This window comes from Psychrobacillus mangrovi, assembly GCF_037104765.1.
Taxonomy (GTDB): domain Bacteria; phylum Bacillota; class Bacilli; order Bacillales_A; family Planococcaceae; genus Psychrobacillus; species Psychrobacillus mangrovi.
In genome coordinates this window covers 1-20,244 of record NZ_JBAWSY010000019.1, presented here as the reverse complement: position 1 = coordinate 20,244, position 20,244 = coordinate 1, and the positions used below count along the sequence as shown (strand labels likewise).

At 35.0% G+C, this 20,244-nt stretch carries 17 protein-coding genes, 1 pseudogene and 1 riboswitch; of the genes and pseudogenes, 14 read left to right on the top strand and 4 right to left on the bottom strand.

Going from position 1 to position 20,244, the window contains the following annotated elements; all coding sequences use genetic code 11:
• Positions 1-50 precede the first annotated feature (50 nt).
• Positions 51-1,682, top strand: a complete 1,632-nt coding sequence (locus WAX74_RS17360) for a DUF342 domain-containing protein (RefSeq protein ID WP_336498929.1) — start codon at positions 51-53, stop codon at positions 1,680-1,682.
• The gene (locus WAX74_RS17355) at positions 1,675-2,394 is read left to right on the top strand and encodes a glycerophosphodiester phosphodiesterase (protein WP_336498928.1); all 720 of its coding nucleotides are present in this window, start codon (positions 1,675-1,677) and stop codon (positions 2,392-2,394) included. Before WAX74_RS17360 ends, WAX74_RS17355 begins: the two co-directional genes overlap by 8 nt.
• 385 nt (positions 2,395-2,779) lie before the next feature.
• Here the strand turns inward: WAX74_RS17355 and WAX74_RS17350 are convergent, their stop codons facing one another.
• Positions 2,780-3,022 (bottom strand): DUF2627 domain-containing protein, encoded by a 243-nt coding sequence (locus WAX74_RS17350; RefSeq protein WP_053588926.1) that lies wholly within the window; start codon positions 3,020-3,022, stop codon positions 2,780-2,782.
• 230 nt (positions 3,023-3,252) lie between these two features.
• Between WAX74_RS17350 and WAX74_RS17345 the strand changes: the two genes are divergently transcribed.
• The 6 genes from WAX74_RS17345 to WAX74_RS17320 all read left to right on the top strand — a co-directional run bounded on the left by WAX74_RS17345 (position 3,253) and on the right by WAX74_RS17320 (position 11,365).
• A complete protein-coding gene (locus WAX74_RS17345) occupies positions 3,253-5,274 on the top strand; it encodes a sigma 54-interacting transcriptional regulator (protein ID WP_336498927.1) in 2,022 nt (673 codons plus the stop codon).
• 150 nt (positions 5,275-5,424) lie between these two features.
• The gene (gene bcd, locus WAX74_RS17340; RefSeq protein WP_336498926.1) at positions 5,425-6,519 is read left to right on the top strand and encodes a branched-chain amino acid dehydrogenase; all 1,095 of its coding nucleotides are present in this window, start codon (positions 5,425-5,427) and stop codon (positions 6,517-6,519) included.
• A 90-nt stretch (positions 6,520-6,609) separates the two neighbouring features.
• A complete protein-coding gene (gene lpdA, locus WAX74_RS17335) occupies positions 6,610-8,040 on the top strand; it encodes a dihydrolipoyl dehydrogenase (protein WP_336498925.1) in 1,431 nt (476 codons plus the stop codon).
• A 14-nt stretch (positions 8,041-8,054) separates the two neighbouring features.
• Complete coding sequence (locus WAX74_RS17330; RefSeq protein ID WP_336498924.1) at positions 8,055-9,065, top strand: thiamine pyrophosphate-dependent dehydrogenase E1 component subunit alpha; 1,011 nt, start codon at positions 8,055-8,057, stop codon at positions 9,063-9,065.
• On the top strand, positions 9,065-10,048 hold the full coding sequence (locus WAX74_RS17325; protein ID WP_336498923.1) for an alpha-ketoacid dehydrogenase subunit beta: 984 nt from the start codon (positions 9,065-9,067) through the stop codon (positions 10,046-10,048). Before WAX74_RS17330 ends, WAX74_RS17325 begins: the two co-directional genes overlap by 1 nt.
• Before the next feature lie 18 nt (positions 10,049-10,066).
• Positions 10,067-11,365: a dihydrolipoamide acetyltransferase family protein gene (locus WAX74_RS17320; RefSeq protein WP_336498922.1), complete on the top strand. Its 1,299-nt coding sequence runs from the start codon at positions 10,067-10,069 to the stop codon at positions 11,363-11,365.
• Between the two features lie 245 nt (positions 11,366-11,610).
• Here WAX74_RS17320 and WAX74_RS17315 read toward each other — a convergent pair whose 3' ends face one another.
• Entirely contained in the window at positions 11,611-11,802 is a 192-nt protein-coding gene (locus WAX74_RS17315) for a hypothetical protein (protein WP_336498921.1), read from the bottom strand.
• Between the two features lie 201 nt (positions 11,803-12,003).
• Between WAX74_RS17315 and WAX74_RS17310 the strand changes: the two genes are divergently transcribed.
• The 5 genes from WAX74_RS17310 to WAX74_RS17290 all read left to right on the top strand — a co-directional run bounded on the left by WAX74_RS17310 (position 12,004) and on the right by WAX74_RS17290 (position 16,525).
• Entirely contained in the window at positions 12,004-13,239 is a 1,236-nt protein-coding gene (locus WAX74_RS17310) for a HAMP domain-containing sensor histidine kinase (RefSeq protein ID WP_336498920.1), read from the top strand.
• Positions 13,240-14,002: 763 nt separating this feature from the next.
• Positions 14,003-14,566, top strand: coding sequence for a GNAT family N-acetyltransferase (locus WAX74_RS17305; protein WP_336498919.1), 564 nt, complete (start codon positions 14,003-14,005; stop codon positions 14,564-14,566).
• A gap of 459 nt (positions 14,567-15,025) precedes the next feature.
• Positions 15,026-15,433, top strand: a complete 408-nt coding sequence (locus tag WAX74_RS17300; protein WP_336498918.1) for a VOC family protein — start codon at positions 15,026-15,028, stop codon at positions 15,431-15,433.
• Positions 15,434-15,530: 97 nt separating this feature from the next.
• Positions 15,531-15,977: a GyrI-like domain-containing protein gene (locus WAX74_RS17295; protein ID WP_336498917.1), complete on the top strand. Its 447-nt coding sequence runs from the start codon at positions 15,531-15,533 to the stop codon at positions 15,975-15,977.
• A gap of 38 nt (positions 15,978-16,015) precedes the next feature.
• Positions 16,016-16,525, top strand: a complete 510-nt coding sequence (locus tag WAX74_RS17290) for a GNAT family N-acetyltransferase (protein WP_336498916.1) — start codon at positions 16,016-16,018, stop codon at positions 16,523-16,525.
• Between the two features lie 221 nt (positions 16,526-16,746).
• Here the strand turns inward: WAX74_RS17290 and WAX74_RS17285 are convergent, their stop codons facing one another.
• Both WAX74_RS17285 and WAX74_RS17280 read right to left on the bottom strand, forming a co-directional pair.
• Positions 16,747-18,075, bottom strand: coding sequence for a TrkH family potassium uptake protein (locus WAX74_RS17285; RefSeq protein ID WP_336498915.1), 1,329 nt, complete (start codon positions 18,073-18,075; stop codon positions 16,747-16,749).
• Between the two features lie 157 nt (positions 18,076-18,232).
• Positions 18,233-18,374, bottom strand: a riboswitch (cyclic di-AMP (ydaO/yuaA leader).
• A gap of 226 nt (positions 18,375-18,600) precedes the next feature.
• A pseudogene (locus WAX74_RS17280) lies at positions 18,601-18,870 on the bottom strand (transposase); the annotation flags it as partial.
• 483 nt (positions 18,871-19,353) lie between these two features.
• On the opposite strand from WAX74_RS17280, the gene WAX74_RS17275 reads away from it, so the two are divergent.
• A complete protein-coding gene (locus WAX74_RS17275) occupies positions 19,354-19,875 on the top strand; it encodes a hypothetical protein (protein WP_336498914.1) in 522 nt (173 codons plus the stop codon).
• The last annotated feature ends 369 nt before the right edge of the window (positions 19,876-20,244 follow it).

The following is a 20,244-nucleotide window of genomic DNA, read 5'->3' as shown; positions in this document are numbered from 1 at the left end:
GCATTACAAAGTATCTTCCTTTGCTATAATAAATGAAGATACTTTTTATATTGGCATTTATATTTTTTGAAAAGAAAGTAAAGTTGAAAGTGAAAGGTTGTGAAGCAGTTATGATTATAGAAGAAACAGATGAAGTAAAACTTTTGGAAGAAAACGGAAGAGTTTTTATTGAAATAAGAAATAATAGTTTTGATCTGAAGAAATTTGATAAAATGGCTCGCAAATATGGACGTTTAAGAATATCTAATTTTATGGCCTTAAAAAAAGCTGTTGATAAGAAATCACTTGAACGAATAGAGATTGGCAGTTGGATTGATAGTATAGAACTTGAAATAAGCCCTGATAAAATGCAAGCATTAGTAACAATTTATGAATCACAGAGTTATATCCAAGAACATACACAAGAAATTTATACAACAATTCGTAACCTTCTTGCTGATCATCAAATTATTTATGGACAAGTTCCAATTGACCTTCAAAAAGTTAATACAGGAAAACCTTACATAGTTGCTTCAGGCTTGCCACCTCAAAAAGGCGCTGATGCTCAAATAACTTACTTACAGCAGGCAGAGAAGAAGCCTGAAATAAATGAAGACGGACAAGCAGATTACTTCGATATGAATTTTTTAGTCGAAATCAAAGAAGGATCATGGCTAGGAGAAAAAATTCCTCCACGAGAGGGTACAAATGGGATAAATATACTCGGTCAAGTAATACCTGCTAGTAGGGGTGAAGATATACCATTGAAATATGACATGCAAACTGCATATGAAGTGGGGGAAGCCGGTAAGACTGTCTTGCGTTCTAAGATAAACGGAGTAATCGGAGAAGTAAATGGAGCGCTGACCGTTCAGAAGCATCTTGTAATTGATGGGGATGTCGGTTTAGAAACTGGAAATTTAAAATTTGATGGCTCTATTCAGGTAAAAGGTACTGTTATGCCGGGTTATTCTATTGTCGCTTCGGGAGATATATCTATTGAAGCTAAAGATGGGGTAAATGCCGCAGAGCTCATTAAGTCTACTGAAGGCGATGTCTTTATAAAGGGTGGTATTTTTGGAAAAGATGTTACGAAAGTAGAGGCATTCAGAAATATTTTCATCAAACATGCAAATGAATGTACATTAGAAGCAAAGGAAACCGTTCATATTGGATTTTATAGTTTGGGCTCTACAGTATTCGGGAATGAAATTATTTTAGATGAGAGAAAAGGAAAAATTATTGGTGGAAAGGCAATTGCTATCAATTCTATCACTTCTGCATATTCGGGAAATAATTTAGAGAGAAAAACCGAACTTATTGTGCAAGGCATAAATCGAAAAATATTAACGGAAAATGCAAAAATAAAAGCAGAAGAGTTGATGAAGCTACAAAACGAATCCACAAAATTAAATGCTCAAATTAGTCAGCTGAACATGTTTAAAGATACAATGTCTAAGGAGCAAATTGTCGTATATGAACAAACGAAACAAAAGTACAATGTAATGCAAACTAATATTAAAGAACTGGATATAGAGATACAGCGAATATTGAAGATGCTAAGGCAAACAACTGATTATTTTATTAATATTACAAAAGAGGCAAGCCCAGGTACAATTATTCAAATAAACAACAGGTCATCTTTATTAACAAATCCTACAAAAGGTAAATTTAAGCTAGAAAATGGGGAATTGAATGTTTAACATACCAGTATATGCACATAGAGGCGTTTCTTATAAATCAGTGGAAAATTCTTTAAACGCTTTTAAAAAAGCAGTAAACATTGGTGTAGATGGCATCGAACTAGATCTCCAATTATCAGCAGACGGCGTTGCATTTGTTACGCATGATATCGATTTTTTTCGTTTAGCAGGCAATAAACGAAGAATTACGGACATGCTTGCAGAAGAGGTTTTACAACTGAAATTAGGAACTAGTTTCTTTCGAAAGTTTATAGGTAGTCGAGTATTAACTTTTGATGAGTTCCTACAATATGTTATACCAACAGGCATGAAACTTAACGTTGAATTAAAAGAATCCTTTCTAGGTAAAAGTGAAAAGATTCGTGAAGTCGTAGAAAAAAGTAGAGTAGTAAAAGATGTTCATTTTTCATCTTTTGAATTTAGTATTTTAGAAACCATTCAAGCGATGAATATAGATGTTCAAACAGCTTTCATAGGGAAAAAGAATTCTGACTGGGATTATGTCCTTTCTAATAAAAAGTTCAACGCAATTCATTTGAACAAAAAGTTTTATGGCAAAGAGTTGATGAACACCATTTGGAATGCAGGTTTTCCTATGCGTTTTTACAATATAAAAGGAAATGAAAAATATGTACAAAATCCTCATGAATGTGTCATTGGATGGATTACCGACTATCCAGAAAAAATATTAAAGATACAAAAAAGACGATGATCTATTTGAACATCGTCTCAGACTTTAGCTATACTCGATTTTATTTTTCTGGGCACCGTTGATTTCCGTTCCAGGCGGACGCTTTCCGCCGGCATGGCTTCAGCCGCTTCCGCTCAGTCCAGTGTCTTCAGCTCATGCACCTGCCGCTTCGCTTTCGGTGCAGAAAACATTTGCTATTCCGGCTGGAGTCGCCGCCTGAAACGAAAATCAACTATTGTATGCTTACAATTAAGCCTTTCTTCTCTCTATTATAAACATTGCTTTCTCGTCTGTATAGCTTTTACAGCAGGAGTCGAGCGGACGCTTCTCCACAATAAAATGCTACTCTGCCTTTTGTCTAAAATCTGAGACGATGACCTTTTTGATCATCGTCTTTTTTGTATTGCTAGTCCTTCTTCTTCTCGAAGCGAGGCGCTACTTTTCCATTTTTTCGATCTCTGTTTAACAAAAAGCCTGCAAAGAAACCAAGACCTAGAACAGTGAAAACTATTCCACAAATAAATTGAAACCATAAAGCACCAAAAGGGAGAATATGTATGCCGAAAAAGGTATCTCTCATTAATTTAATCCCAAATGCAGCTAAAATTCCAGGAATCAATAACACGATTAAAGCAGCTAAACGAGCCAACATTATCACTCCTGTATCTTATAAGCTTCATGCGCCATCCAAGACAACATCCATCATATACGATGGCTATTATATTAAAACATTTTTAGTTGTCTAAGACAGATGCCTTCAGCCTTTCTACTATAATTTAATTTTACATGTGAGAAAATTATTGTCAACTCATGGAACATACGTTATGCTTATGAAGAAGTGCAATTAGTTGCAGAGGTAAAATGGGGGTGTGCATTTTTTTGCAAAACATATTAATCATTGGAGCTGGTAAAGGTGGATATGCTCTATTGAAGTTAATAGAAGAGGCGGACTACCTTCAAGTTAAAGCAGTAGTTGATATTGACGAAAATGCTCTAGGTATGCAATATGCAAAAAAACAGCATATTCCTACGTATACCGATTGGAAACATCTTTTAAAAAGTGATATCCAAATAATTATAGACGTCACGGGTAGGAAAGAAGTTTTTTTAGAATTACTATCTAATCGACCGGCTACGGCAGTAATAATCCCAGGCGAAATTGCAAATTTAATTGTCACATTATTAGAAGAAAAAAATAAATTTATCCAAGTTTTAGATAACAAAAATACTACACAAGAACTAATTTTTAACTCAGTTGAAGAAGGTATGATTGGTATTGATGAAAATGGCATCGTGAATTTTTTTAATAAAAGTGCCTCAAAAATGACTCAGGTCACTATAGAGGATGCCATAGGCGAGCACATTTATAATGTTATTGCACAAAGTGAGTTACCAAGAGTATTTGAAGCAGGACAGACTGAGTTGAATAAAGAATTAATTCTTGAAAGCGGTACCAAAATAGTAACCTCCAGATATCCTATGATTAATGAGGAAGGACAAAAGATTGGTGCATTTGCAGTATTTAAAGATATAACAGAGGTCGTACAACTTGCAGAAGAAATTACGAATTTAACTGAAATACAAACAATGCTTGAAGCAATCATACAGTCTAGCGATGATGCTATTTCTGTAGTAGATGAAGAGGGAAAAGGGATTCTTATTAATCCAGCCTATTCTCGCATTACAGGTTTGAAAGAAGAGGAAGTAATAGGAAAACCTGCAACAGCCGATATTTCAGATGGAGAAAGTATTCATTTAAAAGTTCTCCAAACACGCAAACCTATTCGTGGAGTTAATATAAGAGTTGGTAAGGAGAAAAAAGACGTTATTGTGAACGTTGCTCCAATTTTAGTAAATGACCGACTAAAGGGCAGTGTCGGTGTTATTCACGATATGACTGAGATGCGATCTTTAATGAAAGAGCTCGATCAAGCTCGCACACTCATTCGGAATTTGGAGTTTAGCTTTTCATTTGAAGATATTGTTGGTAAATCCGAAACCATTCAATTTGCAATCAATCAAGCAAAGCTTGCCGCAAGCGTTCCAGTAACAGTGCTTTTAAGGGGTGAAGTAGGTTCTGGAAAAGAATTGTTTGCACATGCGATTCATAGCGCCAGTAATAGGAAGTTTAAACAATTTATCCGAGTAAATTGTAGCTCTCAGGAAGAACACCTATTAGAACGTGAATTGTTTGGTTATGAAGATGGTGAAGTCAGCTATCCTGGTCTTTTTGATGAGGCAAATATGGGTACCATTTTCTTAGACGAGGTGGGCGAGTTAACGATTAGAACACAAGCGAAGCTACTTCGAGTGCTAAGAGAGAATGCAATTGTGAGAGTAGGTGGCACCACTCCTGTTCCAGTCGACGTACGACTTATAGCTGCTAGTTATTTCAATCTTGAAAAGTTAATGCGAGAAGGAGCTTTCCGAGAAGATTTTTATTTTCAGCTAAGCCGTATGCCAATTCATGTACCAGCTTTAAGGGAAAGAAAACAAGATTTACCGGATATTGCGAATCATCTTCTTGTTAAACTAAATAAGGAATTTGGCCGCAATATTGAAGGATTTACGAAATCAGCGATGGAGAGCTTACTCTTATATGATTGGCCAGGTAATTTACGTGAGCTTGAAAATGTTATTAGTCGAGCAATGATCTTCTTAGAAGCCCAAGATCGGATAATAGAAGAACATCATTTACCAAAATCGATCTTGTCTATTTCAGATGAAGTACAAGAAGAAGTACAGTTAGGTACGTTAGCAGAGCAAATGGATGTAATGGAGAAAAAAGTGCTTTTAAATGCTCTTCGAGTTTGTGAAGGTAATAAATCGCAAACGGCGAAAAAACTTAACATTTCATTGCGTACTTTATATTACAAATTAGAAAAATATAATTTAGATTAAATAGGTATTTACATGGGGATGTAAAAATACGCTAATGTTCAACGATTTTCACAAAGGGTTTTAAACATAAAATTACATGGGGATGTATTTTACGAAAATAATTATTTTCGAAAAAATAAATAATAACTTAACTACTAGGAGGAACTACAGATGGAAATTTTCAAATATATGGAGACTTATGATTATGAGCAATTGGTGTTTTGCCAAGATAAAACTTCTGGATTAAAAGCGATTATTGCTATTCATGATACTACATTAGGGCCAGCACTTGGTGGTACACGTATGTGGAACTACGCTACTGAAGAAGAAGCAATTGAGGATGCACTACGTTTGGCAAAAGGGATGACTTATAAAAATGCTGCTGCAGGTCTAAACTTAGGTGGCGGAAAAACAGTTATTATTGGAGACCCATTGAAAGATAAAAATGAAGAAATGTTCCGAGCTTTTGGTCGATTTATTCAAGGTTTAAATGGACGTTATATAACCGCAGAAGACGTTGGTACGACAGTTGCGGATATGGATTTAATTCATGAAGAAACAAATTATGTAACTGGTATTTCTGAAGCGTTTGGATCTTCAGGAAACCCTTCACCTGTAACAGCTTATGGTGTATACGTTGGAATGAAAGCTGCAGCAAAAGAAGCTTTCGGTTCTGACTCACTAGAAGGAAAAACGGTAGCAGTTCAAGGTGTTGGTAACGTAGCATACACATTATGTGAGTACTTACATAAAGAAGGTGCTAAACTTATTGTTGCTGATATCAATCAAGCTTCCGTTGATCGTGCTGTGAATGCATTTGGGGCACTACAAGTTGGTGTTAATGAAATTTATTCACAAGAGGCTGATATTTTTGCACCATGTGCACTTGGCGCAATTATCAATGATTCTACAATTCCACAATTAAAAGCAAAAGTTATTGCTGGTTCTGCAAATAACCAATTAAAAGATACTATGCACGGTGATTTAATCCATGAAATGGGAATTGCTTATGCACCTGACTATGTTATCAACTCTGGTGGAGTAATCAATGTTGCCGATGAGTTATATGGTTATAATCATAATCGTGCAATGAATCGAGTAGCGGGTATTTATGATAAAATTGAACGTATCTTTGAAATTTCAAAACGAGATGGTATACCAACTTATGTTGCAGCGGACCGCTTAGCAGAAGAGCGTATTGCACGCGTAAGTAAATCACGCAGCCAATTTTTACAAAACGGAAAACATATCATTACAGGAAGATAAAACAAACAACCACAATCATTATATAATAAATGGCCGTTTTTCCTAACAGTTAAGCGGCCTTCTAAGTGGTTAAATAAGGAGATGTAACAGTTGGCAAAAGAATATGATGTAGTCATAATCGGTGGCGGTACAGGTGGTTATGTTGCTGCTATTCGTTCAGCACAATTAGGTTTAAAAACAGCAATCGTTGAAAAAGGAAATTTAGGTGGTACCTGTTTGCATAAAGGTTGTATTCCTAGTAAAGCCTTACTTCGAAGTGCTGAAGTCTATGCTACAACAAAAAATCATGCCGCAGATTTTGGAGTAAATACTTCTGAAGTTACACTTGATTTTACTCGTGTACAATCTAGAAAAGAATCCATTGTCAACCAATTACATCAAGGTGTGCAAGGCTTGATGAAAAAAGGGAAAATCGATGTCTATGAAGGTACAGGAAGAATGTTAGGACCATCAATTTTCTCACCTTCTCCAGGAGGAACTATTTCAGTGGAGATGAATAGTGGTGAGGAAAACGAGATGCTTATTCCTAAAAATGTACTAATCGCGACTGGTTCAAGACCACGTACACTACCTGGTCTAACAATTGATGGGGAAAATGTTATGAGCTCTGATGAAGCATTAGCTATGACAGAATTGCCGAAATCAATTTTAATCGTTGGTGGAGGAGTAATTGGTATCGAGTGGGCTTCTATGTTAAATGATTTTGGTGTAGAAGTAACAGTTATTGAATATGCTGATCGTATTATCCCTACAGAAGATATGGATATTTCTAAAGAAATGCAAAAGCTTCTATCTAAAAAAGGGGTAAACATTTCCACTGGTGTTAAGGTTCTACCTGAGACACTCCAAACTGGTGATAATCAGGTAACTATATCTGCAGAGCTAAAAGGAGAAACTATATCTTTTACTGCAGAAAAAATGCTCGTTTCTGTTGGTCGACAAGCAAATGTTGAAGGTATTGGAATAGAAAATACTGACATAATAGTTGAAAATGGATTTATTCAAGTGTCTGAAACATTCCAAACTAAAGAATCACATATTTATGCTATCGGTGACGTTGTTGGTGGACTTCAGTTAGCTCATGTAGCAAGTCATGAAGGTATTAATGCTATTGAACATATAGCAGGCAATAACGTATCGCCTATTGACTATAAATTAGTTTCTCGTTGTATCTATTCTAGTCCTGAGGCTTCTAGTGTAGGTATTACTGAACAACAAGCAAAAGAACAGGGCTTTGAAGTTAAAGTAGGAAAGTTCTCATTTAAAGCTATTGGAAAAGCGCTTGTATACGGGGAATCAGATGGCTTTGTTAAAATTGTTGCGGATAAAGTTACAAATGACATTTTAGGAGTTCATATGATTGGACCACACGTAACAGACATGATATCTGAAGCAGGTCTTGCAATGGTTCTAGATGCAACACCATGGGAAATAGCACATACGATTCATCCGCACCCAACGCTTAGCGAAATTATGGGTGAAGCAGCTTTAGCTGTTGATGGTAAAGCTATTCATATGTAAAAGGAGGAATTCTGATGACAAAAAATCGTCATGATGAATTAGGTTTAACTAATGAAGACGTGCTGAAAATGTTTGAAACGATGCTAATGGCTCGTCGTATTGATGAACGTATGTGGTTATTAAACCGAGCAGGGAAAATTCCATTCGTTATTTCCTGTCAAGGTCAAGAAGCCGCACAAGTAGGAGCGGCATATGCGCTTGATAATACAAAAGATTATATAGCACCATATTATCGAGATATGGGAGTAGTCTTACATTTTGGAATGACACCTAGAGACTTGATGTTATCTGCCTTTGCAAAAGCAGAGGATCCAAACTCTGGAGGCCGTCAGATGCCAGGTCATTTTGGTCAAAAGAAAAATAGAATATTAACCGGCTCTTCACCTGTTACTACCCAATTACCACACGCGGTAGGTGTAGCATTAGCTGCTAAAATTGAGAAAAAAGATTTTATTACATTCGTAACACTAGGTGAGGGCTCTTCTAACCAAGGAGATTTTCACGAAGGGTTAAACTTTGCAGGAGTACACCAATTACCTTGTATAACTATGGTTGAGAACAACAAATATGCAATTTCTGTTCCATTTGAACGCCAAGTGGCGAGTAAAAATGTAGCCGATCGTGCTATCGGTTATGGTATGCCAGGAGTTACTGTAGATGGTAAAGACCCTATTGAAGTATATAAAGTAGTAAAAGAAGCAGCCGACCGTGCTCGTAGTGGTGGGGGACCTAGTTTAATTGAAGCAGTGACATACCGTTTGACAGCCCACTCTTCTGATGATGATGACCGTCAGTATCGAACTGCGGAAGACATTGCAGAAGGTAAAGCTTTGGACCCTCTTATTACATTTGCAAAATATTTAAGAGATCTTGATATTTTATCCACGGAATTAGAAAAAGAAATAAATGAACGTGTGATGAAAGAAGTAAATGAAGCTACTGACTATGCTGAAAATGCTCCTTATGCTGCTCCAGAAGATGCAATGAAGCATGTATACGCTGAAAAAGATGGGGGGAATGCATAATGGCAGTTATGTCTTATATCGATGCAATCACACTTGCAATGAAAGAAGAAATGACTCGCGATGAGCGTGTCTTCATCTTAGGTGAAGACGTTGGACGTAAAGGTGGCGTTTTTAAGGCAACAAATGGCCTTTATGATGAGTTTGGAGAATATCGTGTCCTTGATACACCACTTGCGGAATCTGCTATAGCTGGAGTAGGAATTGGTGCAGCAATGTATGGTTTACGTCCGATTGCAGAAATGCAATTTGCTGATTTTATCATGCCAGCCGTGAATCAAATTATTTCTGAAGCTGCTCGAATTCGTTATCGTTCCAATAATGATTGGACCTGTCCAATTGTTATTCGTGCTCCTTTCGGTGGTGGTATTCATGGTGCCCTTTATCATTCCCAGTCAGTTGAGGCAATTTTTGCAAACCAACCAGGATTGAAAATTGTTATTCCATCTACTCCATATGATGCAAAGGGTTTACTAAAAGCAGCTATTCGTGATGAAGACCCAGTAATGTTCTTTGAGCATAAGCGTGCCTATCGTTTAATCAAGGGTGAAGTACCAGAAGATGATTATACAATTGAAATTGGAAAAGCAGATGTAAAACGTGAAGGGGAAGATATTACAGTTATTACGTATGGTCTAGCTGTTCACTTTGCACTCCAAGCAGCTGAGCGATTAGAAAAAGACGGAATTTCTGCCCATATTCTAGATTTACGTACGATTTATCCTTTAGATAAAGAAGCAATTATTGAAGCTGCTTCTAAAACAGGAAAAGTATTGCTTGTTACAGAAGATAACAAAGAAGGTAGCATTATTAGTGAGGTTGCTGCAATTATTGCAGAAAACTGCTTATTTGATCTTGATGCTCCGATAATGCGTCTTGCCGGTCCTGATGTTCCTGCTATGCCATATGCACCAACGATGGAAAAATTCTTTATGATTAATCCAGACAAAGTCGAAAAAGCGATGCGCGAGCTAGCGGAATATTAACAGGAAGGAGGAATTCATATGGCTCTGGAACAAATTAAAATGCCCCAACTTGGTGAAAGTGTAACCGAGGGAACAATTGAAAAATGGTTAGTAAAGCCAGGGGATCATGTAAATAAATACGATGCACTTGCTGAAGTAAATACAGACAAAGTAACAGCTGAAGTACCTTCTTCTTTTACAGGTGTTATTAAAGAGCTTATTGCCAACGAAGGAGATACACTTGCTGTTGGAGAAATAGTTTGTACAATTGAAACGGAAGGTGGCTCTACTGAAGAAGTAAAAGAAGCTGCTCCTGAACAGCCGACTGCTGAAACAGTAAAACCAACTGAAGTGCAAAAACATACTACACCTGCTCCAATTGAACGTGAAAAAGGTGCTAAAGCACGCTATTCTCCTGCTGTATTAAAATTATCGCAAGAACATGGTATTGATCTATCACTAGTAAATGGTACGGGTAATGAAGGACGTATCACTCGTAAAGATTTACTGAAAATCATTGAAAGCGGTGAAATACCAGCTGCTGCTCCTAAAACCACTGAAGAAGAGCAAGTACATGCAACACAGCAGACAACATCTGCCCCAAAATCAGCTCCTGCTAATATTCCAGTTGCAGTTGGTGATATAGAAATTCCTGTAACAGGTGTTCGCAAAGCTATCGCTGCAAATATGCTACGAAGTAAACACGAAGCCCCACATGCTTGGACAATGATAGAAGTGGATGTTACAAATTTGGTTAACTACCGTGACTCTATAAAAAATGAGTTTAAGCAAAAAGAAGGCTTCAATGTGACCTATTTTGCTTTCTTCGTAAAAGCAGTTGCACAAGCGCTGAAAGAATTCCCTATGATGAATTCAATGTGGGCCGGAGATAAAATTGTTCAGAAAAAAGATATCAATATTTCAATCGCTGTAGCTACTGAAGATGCGCTTTTTGTACCTGTTATTAAATACGCGGACGAAAAAACCATTAAAGGTATAGCTAGAGAAGTAAATGATCTTGCAGCTAAAGTACGTTCTGGAAAATTAAAATCAGATGAAATGCAAGGTGGAACTTTCACTGTGAACAACACAGGTTCATTTGGTTCTGTTCAGTCTATGGGAATCATCAACTACCCGCAAGCAGCAATTCTTCAAGTAGAATCTATCGTGAAACGTCCTGTTATTATGGATGGCGGCATGATTGCAGCGCGTGATATGGTAAACCTTTGCCTGTCATTAGATCACCGCGTACTTGACGGTCTAGTTTGTGGTCGCTTCTTAGCGCGAGTAAAAGAAATATTAGAAAATATATCAAAAGAAAATACATCTGTTTATTAACATCGAGTGACTCAAAATCATTTTAGAAATGGTTTTGAGTCTTTTTTACATATCGGAAGAAGCTTAATCGTGAGATTGGCTGGTGGCGACAATATTTCACTAAATAATTTGCTGGGGAAAAATGGAACAAACACTTATTTGTTGTCTTTTTTCCGGTGCTATATATAACAAGATTGACAAAATCCCATTTGCTACACTAATAATAGAGTAGCAAATGGGATTCATATTGTTGCATTATAAATTCTTTATGATCCGGAGTTCTCAGCATCCGAGTCCTCTGTTTTCTCATCAGGTACACCACCGTCATTTTGGCCATCATCTTCTAATAATGGATCATTCACTTCAATTTCTTCTATATCTTTGTCATCTTCTCCACAAGCACCTAGTAAAAAAAAGGAAGATAAAGCTAATGGTAAAGCTATCATTCTTCTTTTCATTGTGAATACCTCCTATAATAGGTTCTTTATAAATATCTACCTCTTTAAAAGTTTTATAAACTTTTTTAGTTTAAAGTTTAAAGGATATGTATTTAGAAATAGTAATATCATGTATAATGGGGTTCACACTGCAGAGTTTAGTAATTTTAAAGTAGTAAAAAGAATCTCTTCCTGCTAAAACAGAAGAGAGGAGGGTATCTAATGTTAGAAACTTTTTTGATTAATATTTTATTTATGGTTTTTCCGGTGCTACTATTTGTCATCTTTTTTGATAATTATAAAAGGGAATTTAACTATTCCCTCATTCTTTTTTCTTTCTCTATATCAATGATTCTTTGCATGATATATCCAATTGAATTGGAATTGGGATTCATTATTGATTTGCGGTATATCGCTTTTATAATAGCAGGACTTTACGGTGGATATAAAGGTTTGTTTCCGCTTTACCTCTTACTGAATGTATATCGATTTATTATTGGAGGAGAAGGTACATTACAATCTTTTGTCCATTCGACTTTGGCTTTTATTGTCATACCATTATTATCTAAACGATTCAACGAATATAATCCAAAAAGACGAATAATAATTGCGGTAATTGTTTCAACCTTGAATGTTATTATATATCTGATTGCATTGTCTAATTATTTTGATGTATTAACGAATGAATATTGGTCATCAGCATTTTTTATGTTGTTTGCTTCTATTTTGGTGATGTCGCTAAATATGGTTATGATTGAAAAGATAATTTCCAACATCAAAAATAGGGAGAACCACCTTCGAACGGAGCGTCTACATGTCATGAGTGAACTTTCTGCAAGTGTAACCCATGAAATACGAAATCCGCTTACCGTTACAAAAGGGTTTCTTCAATTATTGAATGTCTCAAAAACTATTTCAACTCAAGATAAGGTATACATAGATTATTCTTTAAAAGAATTGTTACGTGCGGAGAGCATTTTAAGTGATTATTTAGCATTTTCTAAACCACAATCAGAGCATATGGTTTATTCAAACTTAAAAGAAGATATGGAGTACGTACAAAATGTATTAAGTCCATTTGCACTTTACAATAAAGTTGAGATTGTCTCTACATTTTCGAACTCATTAAAAAAGGAATATGATCAAAATCAGATAAAACAATGTTTTATCAATTTGATGAAAAATGGCATTGAAGCTATGAAGGGTGAAGGCGGTACTTTATATGTTGATGTAACGGAGCAAGGCAATTATATAATGATTAATATAAAAGATTGTGGTGTAGGAATGACCAAAGATGAGATTCTTCATTTAGGTAAACCATACTATTCAAATAAAAAAGAGGGGACCGGACTTGGGATGCTATTAGTCTATGGAACAATTAGCAAAATGAAAGGGAAAATTGATGTTCAAAGCAAAAAAGGAGTTGGTACAACCTTTACTATAACTATACCGACTTGAACCAGAAAAAAATGAAATACGGGTTGTAGTTCCTTTTTCTAAAAAAAGTTAAAATGCCTACTAAATTGTTTGAAGATTTGGTAGGCATTTTTCTTATACACAGATACTTTTCATCGTATTCAATTAAGTACAATAAACTTAACTATTGTCGAACCTGGATCTATGTGATATTACAAAAAATAATTTAATTCTTCTATAAATCCAACCCAATCATAGAATGAAAAAATGAACCATAGTCAAATCAGACAGAGTGTCATAACAAATGAAGAAAACATAATGTAAGCCATGTGAAAAGCGACAGAAGTACAGCATTATACTTCGTAAATATTACCTTTTCAAATGCTTATATATACATCTTATAAGAATTAATTATTTCCCCATTAACAACAATGAATTTCTAGTTTGTTGTTCGGATTTCTACTTGAATAGCTTTATAACATACATTATAACCAACTATTTCAATATTTCTCCTCTACCACGCTCTTTTGTTTTTGTTAACTTAACGGGAGCTTTACTTTTATAAAAAAGTAAAGCCACTTTCCTACTTTAGAATTATATCTTCAGGAAGAATTTGAAATGCTTATGCATAATTAAAGTACAACGGCTTTATAGGTCTAAAGCTATAAGTATGAGCAAAGTAAGTATTTTTCAGAATCTTTAAAGATAGAACTTACTATGATTGAGCTAAAGCTAGAAAAGATTGAAAGAATTTATTGATAGAGGTTAAAATTATCTTATAGAAATTAAGAAGAAAGGAGCCTATATGATAATAAACAAAAAGAAGTTTAATGTTAATGGTATAAATTATACGATAAGATCAGCAATGGTTAATGATTCAAAAGAATTGTCTGAAATAAGATTGCAAATTGATGGTGAGACAGAAAATCTGGACAGAGAAAAAGGTGAAGCATACTTAGATCCACTTGATTTTGAAAGAATAATCAAAACTGATATAGAAAGTAAACGCAATCTTTTTTTAGTTGCCGAGGTCAACGATAGGATTGTCGCTTTTTCAAGGTGTGAAGGAAATCATTTGAAACGCTTTGCACATAAAGTAGAATTTGGTGTAGGTGTATTAAAAGACTACTGGGGTCTCAAGATTGGATCAAACCTATTAAAGGAATCTATTTCTTGGGCAGATTCAAATGGATTTAAAAAAATTACTTTAAATGTTTTAGAAACAAACGACAAAGCGATAAATCTTTATAAAAAGTTTGGTTTTAATATTGAAGGAATATTACAAAATGACAAAATTCTCTCAGACGGTCAATTTTACAATACTGTTACAATGGGAAGAATTTATGATAAAGGCTTTAAAAATGACTAAGCTGCTAAAACTTATCTATTAAGATTTTTATTTTTACTAAAAGGAAAGCCGTATGGGTCAATTTATGTTATAAGACATGCTCCCATATTTCAAGCTTTCCTTTAGCAGGAATTAATTCGTCCACCATTCCATGTCGCTAACTTTCCACATATAGCCACCTATAAAAAAATCATTACCTTCTACGATTCGTCCATCACGGCTGAGTCAAAGACAAAACTTTCATATTTTGAACCCGACTTTTCAAAAGTCGCTTTTTCCTATGTTTTCCAAAAAGAATAAAAATATTAGCATTAAAGTTGAAAATGTTAACTATAAGCTCTTGTTTCACACAATACATTTTTATATTAATAAAGGTATCACTTATTTGGATTTGTAAAAAAAATTAGTCGTTTTCAAAGAGGAAATAAACATAAAAATATAGAATATATTAGTAACATTTAAAAAGGGGTGACAAATGATTTGAACAACAAATTGTTAAGAGTAGGAACTTCTTATATACCAGTATCAAATGTAGGGCTTTCATCCGAATGGTATATAAACAAATTAGGTGCAGAGCTTAGCTATAAGGATGAGGATAAAGCTATTCTAAATTTAGCTAACCAAAGTTTATTTCTTGTTCGAGCAAAAGATGGCCAAAGTTCTAACTTCTATGATATTCACGGGGAAGAACGTTTTTCAATGACATTTGAAGTGAATGGTTTAGTTGCTTTAGAAAATATTCATAAAGACTTTTTAGAAAAAGAGATAAAAGTGGGAGAAATTGAAAACAGAGGACACGCTGGAAGGAACTTTGTATTTCATGATCTGGACGGTAACAAGTTTGATGTGTGGAGTGAATTGAGTCCAAAATTTTTAGATTTAGTGTGACTGTAAACTGTAAGAAGAAGTTATGAATAACTGCTAAAAGTATTAAAGGTGTTTGGGAGTGTTATTTGTAAATACAGTTAGGGGGCTATATGGGGATATGGAAATCAAACAGATAAAAAAGAATTTTAAGGTAGTAGGTATGAAAAATAGTGGTGTCTTTGCTGATTTTGGGAGTGAAGTTCCTAAGTTTGCCCAGCAATTTTTGAGACGAGCAAATGAGATAAAAAATAGTTCGCAAACTGAAATTGCCTTATATGAACCAAAAAGAAACGATAACCATATCAAGGGACAGTATTATGTAGGGTTAATTGTTAATGGAACTTTAAATGAAGTTCCAACCGGTATGGAATATATTGAAACTACACAGGATTACGTTAATATCAGAGGTAAAATATCTGATATTGGAAAACTACATAAAGAACTATTAACATGGGCAGATGAACAAGGATTTCAAAGGGATCTTGAATCTTATATTGTTGAAACATATCATCAAAATGAAAATAATGAGGAAGATGTAGACATATACTTGCCAATACTTTTATAAATGTCAGCTAACATTATTCCATAGGTAGGAGGTATTAAATGCAGACCGATAACTTGGAAGATTTTAAAATAATTATTGCTACTAACGATAAAAGCATGACTATTATTGACATGTTAAAGCAAGTTGCTTTATGGCTGAAGAAAAAAGAAATAAACCAATGGAGATTTCTGTTAGATAGCGGTGAAGATAAAGAAATCGAGCAAGATATAAATAATCGAAACACATATATTGTTTTAAAAGAAGATGATCTTGTAGCGACATTCACACTTTTATCGAAACAAAGTGAATGGGATATGCATATTTGGGGGGATGATATTACATCAACTTCGCTTTATTTACATAGACTCGCAATCCAGCCCAATTATATGAGCAAAGGAATAGGGAAAAGTATTTTGGAGTGGATTCAAAAGAATATTAGAAGAGATATAGAATATATAAAACTAGATTGTGTTGCTGACAATGTAAAACTTAATAATTTTTATAAGAGCAATGGCTTTGAGCTAGTAGGTTTAAAAGACGGTCATAGTAAATTTCAAAAAAGTGTGTAATAGAATTCCTATAGTATAATATCCATAAAATGCTAAGAGAGTTTCTTCAGTAATGAAGGATAAAATTAGTTGATAGTACTAAGCTTTTGATAGACCCTTTCTTCTTCAACTAAAGAATCATTTAGTTGAAGAAGAAAGTACATAAAATAAATCTCTCCCAAAAAAGCTGCTAGATTTATCTTCAGAAAAAAGTGCATCATCAGTGCGACGAGCCTTAATATTTATCCTGTAAATACTTGGTCGTATGGATAGCGATAATGTATTTTTTTTGGTTTCATTAGCAAGAAAAATAAGGTTAATGGACCAATTCGTCCCACGAACATGACCATACATAGAAGTAATTCGCCTATGTCACTAAGTTGAGCTGTGATTCCCATTGACAAACCAACTGTTCCAAAAGCTGATACGACTTCAAATGCAAGAGGTAGAAAGGGAATCTTTTCGGTTATTGTTAACATAAACATAAATGAAAAGACGATGAATAATCCAATTGTTGCAATAGCTAAAGAACGGATTACAATATCGATTCTAATTGATCGTCCAAATAATTCTGGTTCGCTTCGTTGGCGTAAGAAGGCAATCGTTGCAAGAATGATTACCATAAAAGTAGTTAGCTTTATCCCAGATGCTGTAGATGCACTTCCTGCTCCAATAAACATTAAGACCATAGTAAAAAGAATCGTAGGATCTTTCATATCACCATAATTTATAGTATTGAATCCTGCAGTACGAGGCGATACGCCTTGAAAGTAGGAAACCATCACTTTCTCATATAACAGCATATTACCGATAGTTGCTGGATTATCATATTCAAGTAAGAAAACTATAACGACTGCTACAACATTAATTATAATTGTTCCTACAATCATCATTTTCGTATGAAGTGACCATTCCTTAAACGACTTTTTCTGATGAATATCATATAAAACGGTAAAACCTAGCCCACCAAGTATAAACAGAGCTGATAAAACTATGTTCACAATCGGATCATTTGCAAAGCCAATTAAGTTATCTGGAAACAAGGAAAAACCTGCATTATTAAAAGCAGAAATAACGTGGAAAACACTTAAATAAAGCGCATCCTTAAACCCGAAAATTGGTATCCAGTGTAGGGTCAAAATGATAATTGTAAATAGTTGAACCGATAAAACAAATGATAAAATCAGCTTAACTAATTTGATAATGCCACCTATTGACTCTTGATTAAATGATTCTTGCATATAAATACGATTTTGTAGCCCTATTTTCTTTTTAAGAATAATAAGTATGGCTACTGCAAATGTCATCAAGCCGATACCACCACACTGTATTAAAATCATTAATACAATTTCCCCAAATAGAGTGAGCGTAGTACCAGGGTCAAAGACGCTGAGCCCAGTTACTGTAGTTGCTGACGTTGCTACGAATAATGCATCCGTCCATGATATATAGGTCGTAGTAGCAAACGGGAGCTTTAAACAGAGTGTCCCAATCATTATTAAAAACAAGAAACTTCCTGCAATAATAACAGGAGGGGAAACTACATTTCTTTTCTTCTTAATTCCTCGCATACGAACACTCCCCAAAAATCAATTCTAGAAACAAAGCTCGAAAAAAGTTACTTCTTTTTTTCATTACATAACATCACAAAATGAAGAATAAGTACAAAAAAAATCCACAAGGCATAGGTAATAGCCTAGTGGAAATTATTTCATTCTCACTAGTTCCAATTCCTCTCTCAGAACGCTTACGAGGTTAGCTGTCGGATTAGGGCAAAAGAGTAGCCCTTCCTAGATTCGTAGGATTCACCCCATGAGCATAAATGCCACAATGGTTCCCCCGCTTCAAATGAATTAAGCGATTTAGAAATATGAAACTGCAAGTAATAATACTCCTATAAATTTAACTTGTAAATAGAATTTTTATGAGTGTAAATTGTTATCGATATATAGCATTTCTAAATCCTGAATATAATGGATTTTCCACGAAGGAATAGAGTTATTTGTTATATAAAATGGCTATGTAAAAGGTAAAGGTTGATTTTTCGTATAATGGTATGATGACAACTACCCTACATCTAAGAAAAGGTTTGTGAAAACGGCAGTATAAAGCATATGACGTCGCCTAGCTGAGCCACGCTTGGTAATGTGATTTTTCGTACCATTAAAGCGACCTGATTCAAACACACTTGGATCAAGTCCTGCAAATGCTACTAACTTTTTGGGAAGATTAAACCGGTCAATTTCCTCGATTTCGGAAATAATCGTGGCTGCGATTTTTTCACCTACACCGGGAATTGATTGGAGTAATTCATATTCTTCAAGTTGTGCCGCTAACTGATCAATCTCACGCTCTAACGTAGAAAGTTGCTATCTACCTTGTTATTCATATCTTCGCTTGTTATACGAGATCATCATGTCCCAACCAGCCTAATCATGTGTTAACAAGTAGAGGGCGAACTGTTTAGTTGTCGGGATCAAGTCCCACGGGCAGGTCCGTTCTACCCCGGCTACTATCAATCTATAAATTGAATAAAAAATAGTCAACCAGATTTCTCTTGCTGACCTTATAATACGAAAGCGGCAGGTTAGATGAAGAAGGGGTGTAAGCAATACTGTGGCGATTCAACGGAATATTGACGAAGTGATTTTTTAGACGTAGTTATAAATAAGACTCCAGACGGAGTTAAAAATATAACTCCGGACCCGCTATTATAAAACTCCTCCCATGTATCATTAAAGCTAAGATATTCAAAGGAGTGGGAATATTTATAATGGAAACGCATTTAATTATAAACGTAGGGGATTCAATATATAGCCTTAATAGAGTAGTAGGAGGTGTAGAAACATATGAGGTTGGAAATAGGGCGTAAAACTTATATCACTAAAGGCTGGGGCTATGTTGCAGCTCTTGCATTGTTGCCGTATGCGATTTTAAAATCGCTTTGGGCATGGGGATCAACGGTAGGAATTACAACAAAAGAAGCTGTACAAAATGTAGCAGGGTTTGGTGATACACTAGAGAAAGGACCGGCTTTTCTAAATACGTTATATAACCTTGGAATTGACTTCACAGCTATTTTGGCCATATTGGCATCTTTATTTGCATTGGCTTTCGTGACTTCCTGGGGGGAGAAATTATCAAATAGGGTATTAATTATATCTGGATGGTCAGTCGGGGTATTGACAGTTCTAATTTGCTGCTTGACGGCTCTTCAATTTTTAGGAGTTCTCCCAAAAGGAGACACCGAGGGGTTAGCCATATGGGTGTATATGGTAACTTACGGAGGATTGTTCTTGTGGGGAGTAACTGTATTTTTAGCTACTTTGTCGTTCCAGCATCGAATTAAAAACAAGCAGTCGATTCATTAGAAGTTTTCATCTTTTTTGGTCACATTGTACTTATTTGATGTATGTAGTCTAACTCTTTTTATTTTAAAAGAAATTAACTCAAAATTTGATTTTAATAATAAGTGTTGTGCTCCATAACAAACTTAGTATTCTTGTTCAACTAATAGGTGCTTTAGTTAAATAAGACCATCATTTCGATGGTCTATTTTTACGTCCAAAATAACAAGTAGATTTCGGTGATTCATTGTGAAATGTTACACATAAACTAAACCAGCTAATAGAATGTCAAGAAAAACATTTTAAATCGAAAACCGGTTCATGCTATACTAAAAATGTGCAACTCAAATAACCCTCCGAATTTCATTTGGAAGGTTTTTGTTGTATTTGAAA

Coding starts and splice junctions, on each gene's coding strand:
- bcd (WP_336498926.1), top strand. CDS start 5,425: ATGGAAATTTTCAAATATATGGAGACTTATGATTATGAGCAATTGGTG.
- WAX74_RS17295 (WP_336498917.1), top strand. CDS start 15,531: ATGGAAATCAAACAGATAAAAAAGAATTTTAAGGTAGTAGGTATGAAA.
- WAX74_RS17290 (WP_336498916.1), top strand. CDS start 16,016: ATGCAGACCGATAACTTGGAAGATTTTAAAATAATTATTGCTACTAAC.
- WAX74_RS17310 (WP_336498920.1), top strand. CDS start 12,004: ATGTTAGAAACTTTTTTGATTAATATTTTATTTATGGTTTTTCCGGTG.
- WAX74_RS17315 (WP_336498921.1), bottom strand. CDS start 11,802: ATGAAAAGAAGAATGATAGCTTTACCATTAGCTTTATCTTCCTTTTTT.
- WAX74_RS17320 (WP_336498922.1), top strand. CDS start 10,067: ATGGCTCTGGAACAAATTAAAATGCCCCAACTTGGTGAAAGTGTAACC.
- WAX74_RS17275 (WP_336498914.1), top strand. CDS start 19,354: ATGAGGTTGGAAATAGGGCGTAAAACTTATATCACTAAAGGCTGGGGC.
- WAX74_RS17325 (WP_336498923.1), top strand. CDS start 9,065: ATGGCAGTTATGTCTTATATCGATGCAATCACACTTGCAATGAAAGAA.
- WAX74_RS17330 (WP_336498924.1), top strand. CDS start 8,055: ATGACAAAAAATCGTCATGATGAATTAGGTTTAACTAATGAAGACGTG.
- WAX74_RS17305 (WP_336498919.1), top strand. CDS start 14,003: ATGATAATAAACAAAAAGAAGTTTAATGTTAATGGTATAAATTATACG.
- WAX74_RS17285 (WP_336498915.1), bottom strand. CDS start 18,075: ATGCGAGGAATTAAGAAGAAAAGAAATGTAGTTTCCCCTCCTGTTATT.
- WAX74_RS17355 (WP_336498928.1), top strand. CDS start 1,675: ATGTTTAACATACCAGTATATGCACATAGAGGCGTTTCTTATAAATCA.